This is a genomic window from Halomonas sp. GFAJ-1 (genome assembly GCF_000236625.2).
GTDB lineage: Bacteria > Pseudomonadota > Gammaproteobacteria > Pseudomonadales > Halomonadaceae > Vreelandella.
The window spans coordinates 1-4,937 of sequence record NZ_AHBC01000077.1; the positions used below are offsets into that span (position 1 = coordinate 1).

The window sequence follows — 4,937 nt, forward strand, 5'->3', positions numbered from 1 at the left end:
TAAAATAAAGATTTAAAAACTGTTTTTAATGCTTTTTATGAAAGCACTGAAAAACTAATCACTAACAACACCAAGTATTTGAGCTAGATAACTTAACTAATAAGGCAATTTTTTTAGCAATTCCTAATGAGCTACGTAACAGAGATGTTTTGGCTTGGTTTTCCTATCAAAAAATATCTAGCAAAAAATATCTAGAAAATAGACAAGAGAGGCAGCATGAACAGTGTTACTCACTCCACGCCTCGGTGGAAGCTATTCGCTCCGCTTATTATCGCCATTATTGTTGCGTTAATACCCACGCCTGATGGAGTCGCGCCCCATGCGTGGTACTTCTTCGCTATCTTTCTTGGCTGTGTGGTGGGCTTGATTCTTGAACCCTTGCCCGGTGCGGTCATTGGGCTAATAGGCGTTACCCTTATTGCGCTGCTCTCGCGCTGGGTACTGTTCTCCCCAGAGCAGCTGGCTGCTGAGGGCTTTAATCCCGCTAACCAAGCGTTTTCCTGGGCGGTATCGGGCTTTACTAACTCCACCGTCTGGCTGATCTTCGGTGCCTTTATGTTTGCCTTGGGGTACGAAAAAACCGGCCTTGGCAGGCGTATTTCTCTCTGGTTGGTCAACGCTATGGGTAAGCGCACGCTGACGCTTGGCTACGCGGTAATGATCTCGGATACCATTCTTGCCCCCTTTACGCCCTCCAACACGGCGCGCAGTGCAGGCACCATTTATCCGGTGATTCGCAACCTGCCACCGCTTTATGATTCGCACCCTAACGACCCTAGCATGAAGCGTATGGGTAGCTTTTTGATGTGGACAGCGCTGGCCTCTACCTGCGTTACCAGTTCGCTATTTCTAACCGCGATGGCCCCCAATTTATTAGCCGTTGCCTTAACCGAAAGCACAACCGGCATCCAAATTAATTGGGGGCAGTGGTTTATGGCGATTGCCCCGGTCGGCATTTTGCTGCTGTTATTAGTGCCGCTGCTCTGCTACTGGCTATGCGCCCCCGAGGTAAAAGCGGGCCATGAAATTTCTGACTGGGCCAGAGATGAGCTAAAGCAGTTAGGCACGCTCACCCGCAACGAGATTCTCTTGGTCGTAATGGTCGTAACGGCCCTGCTGCTGTGGATTTTTGGCGGCGGCATTATTTCCGCCTCGCTGGTTGGGTTGGTAGTGATCTGCGGCATGCTGCTAACCGGCATCGTCACCTGGGATGATATTCTTAATAACCATGCCGCCTGGAATACCTTTGTATGGTTTGCCACCTTGGTGGCGCTAGCAGGCGGGCTAAGCCAAGTGGGCTTTGTGAGCTGGTTTGGGAATGTGGTCGGCGGGCAGGTAAGTCACTTTAACCCGATGGTCGCCATGGTGGCGCTGGTGGTGCTGTTTTACGCGTTGCACTACTTCTTTGCGAGTATTACGGCTCACGTAACGGCCCTATTACCGGTTATTTTGGCAGCGGCGTCAGGCATCGCTGGCCTGGATATGCAGCTGTTTGTGCTACTGCTGCTGCCCACCCTTGGCTTTATGGGCATTCTCACGCCCTACGGCACAGGGCCAAGCCCGGTTTACTACGGCAGCGGCTACTTGCCTAGTGCGCTCTTCTGGCGCCTTGGGGCAATTTTCGGGCTAATCTTCCTAGTGGCTTGGTTAGTCATAGGCCTACCCTGGCTGCTGCTACTTACCTAACCGGTCGTTAACTGCCCCACTAACCGCCTTTTAAACAGACGTAGTTCATAAAACAGTTCATAAAACAGTTCATACGAAAGCCCATAGGAATATCGACGTAATGGATCAAATCGCTAAGCACAGCACGCACCATGCCTGGGTATTAGCCGCACGCCCGCGAACGCTACCACTGGCGTGTGCATCTATTCTGCTGGGCAGTGGGCTTGCAGCGCACTCACAGGCTTTCAACCCCACTGTGCTGGTGCTTGCGTTACTAACCGCAATCACCCTTCAGGTGCTGTCTAATTTAGCCAACGACTATGGCGATGCCGCCTCAGGGGCTGACGACGAGAAACGTAGCGGCCCGGTAAGGGCTGTCTCTTCTGGCTTACTGACTCCAAAAGCAATGCGCGGCGGCATGGTCGTCGCGGCAATCGTAGCCGCATTATTGGGGCTACTGTTACTGGTCGCCGCTTTTGGGAATCAGTGGGGGCAAATTCTCGTCTTCATCCTGTTAGGCGCCGCTGCTCTATTGGCCGCGGTGACCTACACCGTTGGGCTAGGGGGCGCCCCTTATGGCTACCGTGGGCTAGGGGACATTTCAGTCTTTATGTTTTTCGGGCTGCTCGGGGTATTAGGCACCTACTACCTGCATACCCACACGCTAAACTGGCTGCCCTTTCTTCCAGCCGCGACGTGCGGGCTGCTGGCAACTGCCGTTCTCAACGTGAACAACGTGCGCGACATCGAAAGCGATGCACGCTGCGACAAGATCACTCTAGCGGTAAGGCTAGGCCGCGAAGGCGCGATTTTGTATCACTGGGCGTTGCTCGGGTTAGCGCTACTGCTCACCTTGATCTACCTAGTGGCGCAGCCAGTGCCACTGCTGGGGTGGAGCTGCCTACTCGTGGCCAAGCCGCTCACTGATGCGGCCAGAATGTTACGCCATACCCGAGATGGCAAAATTCTGACCAACATGCTGAAGAAAACAGCCGTTTCAACACTGCTCTATAGCGTGCTGCTTTCTGTTGGCTTGGCCTTTTTCTGACTGGGCGATAAAACAATCCGCCTGTGTCCGGACTATGTAAGCGCTACCTCATACCCTTCAAACTTAGGCGGCCCTAAGTAGATACCCTCCGGCGCTTTGGCATTGGCGTGGGCCTTGCGGAAGGCGTCTGACTTCGTCCAAGCGCGGAAGGCCTCTTCGGATTCCCACACGCTGTGGGAGATAAATACGGTGTGGTCTTCCTGGCTTTCGCCCTGCAGCATTTGAAACTGCTTGAAGCCCGGCACTTCGTCCAGGTGGGAATCGCGGTTGCGCCATACCTCTAGAAAATCCTCTTCGCGGCCTGGGGCAATCCGAAAACGGTTCATGGCGATATACATAGTGGTTCTCCTGTGGGTGGGTGTGACTCAGTTGGTTACGCAAACAATCGCTTGATGGTAACGTCATCACTGCATAACGAATAGATAAGTGACGAACAGGCGTTACGGCTAATGGCTCAGGCACCCCTTCAGGTCGTTTGGTTCAAACGCGATTTACGCATTCACGATCACGCACCGCTGGCCAACGCCGCAGCGGCAGGCCCAGTGCTGCCGCTATTTGCCATCGAGCCTGGGCAGTGGCAAGCACCCGACAGCGCCCTGCGCCACTGGCAGTTTGCCGCCGATTCGCTGGTAGACCTTGCCCAAGCACTCAACACGCTGGGCCTGCCGCTCTGCCTGTGGCAGGGCGATATAGTGGAATGCCTGGCCGCGCTCAAAGCCCACTACGGCGAACTGGTGCTGCACTCCCACCAAGAGACCGGCAACGCCTGGAGCTTTGAGCGCGACCAGTGCGTTCAGGCGTGGTGCCACGCCCACCACGTGCCCTGGCAAGAAGCTCGCCAGCAGGGCGTGATTCGCGGGCTGAGCAGCCGCACGGAGCATCAATCCCGCTGGGAAAGCCACTGGGAAACGCTGATGGCCGCCCCTACCTGCCCCGCCCCGCCAACAGCGGTGGCGGCTCCCGGTTGGGAAGCTTTTCATCACGTGGATGTAGCCCAACTGCCCTCGCTCACCTTGGGATTCGATACCACGCCCTGCCCCCAGCGCCAGCGGGGCGGGCGCAGTGAAGGGCGCGCGCTGTGGCTGAGCTTTATTACCCAGCGCGGGCGGCGCTATCGCGGCTCGCTCTCTAAACCGTTACTGGCTTGGGAGTTTGGTTCACGGCTCTCCCCGCACTTGGCCTGGGGCACGCTCTCCATGCGGGAAGTGGTGCAATCCCTGCGCCGCCAGCGGCAAAAGCACGCCGACGACACCGACTGGGCTCGCTCGCTGCGCGCCTTTACCTCGCGGCTCTACTGGCACTGCCACTTTATCCAGAAGCTGGAAAGCGAACCCAGCATCGAGCATCAAACGCTGCACCCGGCGCTGCGCGGCCTGCGGGAGCGCGACCCAGAACACCCCCACCTGATCGCCTGGAAGCGCGGCCAAACCGGCGTGCCGCTGGTGGATGCCTGCATGCGCAGCCTGACCGCCACCGGCTGGATCAACTTTCGCATGCGCGCCATGCTGCTCTCCCACGCCACCTTTGGCCTGGGGCTGCACTGGTACGAGCCAGCATTACACTTGGCGCAGCTGTTTACCGACTTCGAACCCGGTATTCACTACCCCCAAGTGCAGATGCAGGCAGGCGCCACCGGCACCAACGCCCTGCGGGTTTACAACCCCATCAAGCAAGCAGAAGATAACGACCCCACCGGCGAATTCATCGCCCGCTGGGTGCCAGAGCTTGCGCCCCTTCCCCAGGAGTGGCGCGCCAAGCCTTGGACGCTGCCGGAAAGCCTGCAGAAACGTTTCGGCTTTCAGCCCGGCATCGACTATCCCATCCCCAACGATTTCGAAGCCGAAGCGCGCCACTGGAAGCAGATGTTGTATGAACTGCGCCGCACGCCGGAAGCGAGGGGTGCCAGCAAGGTCATTGTGGATAAGTTGGCGAGTCAGCGGCGACCAGCTGTTCGGCGTGGCAAAAAAGCGCAACCCGCCAATCGTCAGCAGCTTTCGCTCTTTGATGATGATGGCAGCATCAATAATTGAGCATAAGGGGCTATTAGCCAGCTAGTTATCTGGTTAAATAAAAAACAGATAAATATAGCCGATTAATTGGTGTCGTTATTGTCTTTAAAAAAACATTGAATAACACCAAAAAAAATCAAGACCACAGTAAAATCATCAAAAAAATGTAGTTAATATAGTTTAAAATTCGTCTATATCTGATTTAAACCTGACAC

4 protein-coding genes are annotated in these 4,937 nt (G+C 55.5%); 3 read left to right on the top strand and 1 reads right to left on the bottom strand.

Going from position 1 to position 4,937, the window contains the following annotated elements:
- The first annotated feature begins 216 nt into the window (after positions 1–216).
- Positions 217–1,686, top strand: coding sequence for an anion permease (locus MOY_RS16335; protein ID WP_009102057.1), 1,470 nt, complete (start codon positions 217–219; stop codon positions 1,684–1,686).
- 100 nt (positions 1,687–1,786) lie between these two features.
- The gene (locus MOY_RS16340; RefSeq protein ID WP_009102060.1) at positions 1,787–2,713 is read left to right on the top strand and encodes a 1,4-dihydroxy-2-naphthoate polyprenyltransferase; all 927 of its coding nucleotides are present in this window, start codon (positions 1,787–1,789) and stop codon (positions 2,711–2,713) included.
- Between the two features lie 32 nt (positions 2,714–2,745).
- Here the strand turns inward: MOY_RS16340 and MOY_RS16345 are convergent, their stop codons facing one another.
- Positions 2,746–3,051 carry an antibiotic biosynthesis monooxygenase family protein gene (locus MOY_RS16345; protein ID WP_009102062.1) on the bottom strand — a complete coding sequence of 102 codons (306 nt, stop codon included), beginning with the start codon at positions 3,049–3,051 and terminating at the stop codon, positions 2,746–2,748.
- A 111-nt stretch (positions 3,052–3,162) separates the two neighbouring features.
- On the opposite strand from MOY_RS16345, the gene MOY_RS16350 reads away from it, so the two are divergent.
- Positions 3,163–4,743: a cryptochrome/deoxyribodipyrimidine photo-lyase family protein gene (locus MOY_RS16350; protein ID WP_009102065.1), complete on the top strand. Its 1,581-nt coding sequence runs from the start codon at positions 3,163–3,165 to the stop codon at positions 4,741–4,743.
- Positions 4,744–4,937 lie beyond the last annotated feature (194 nt).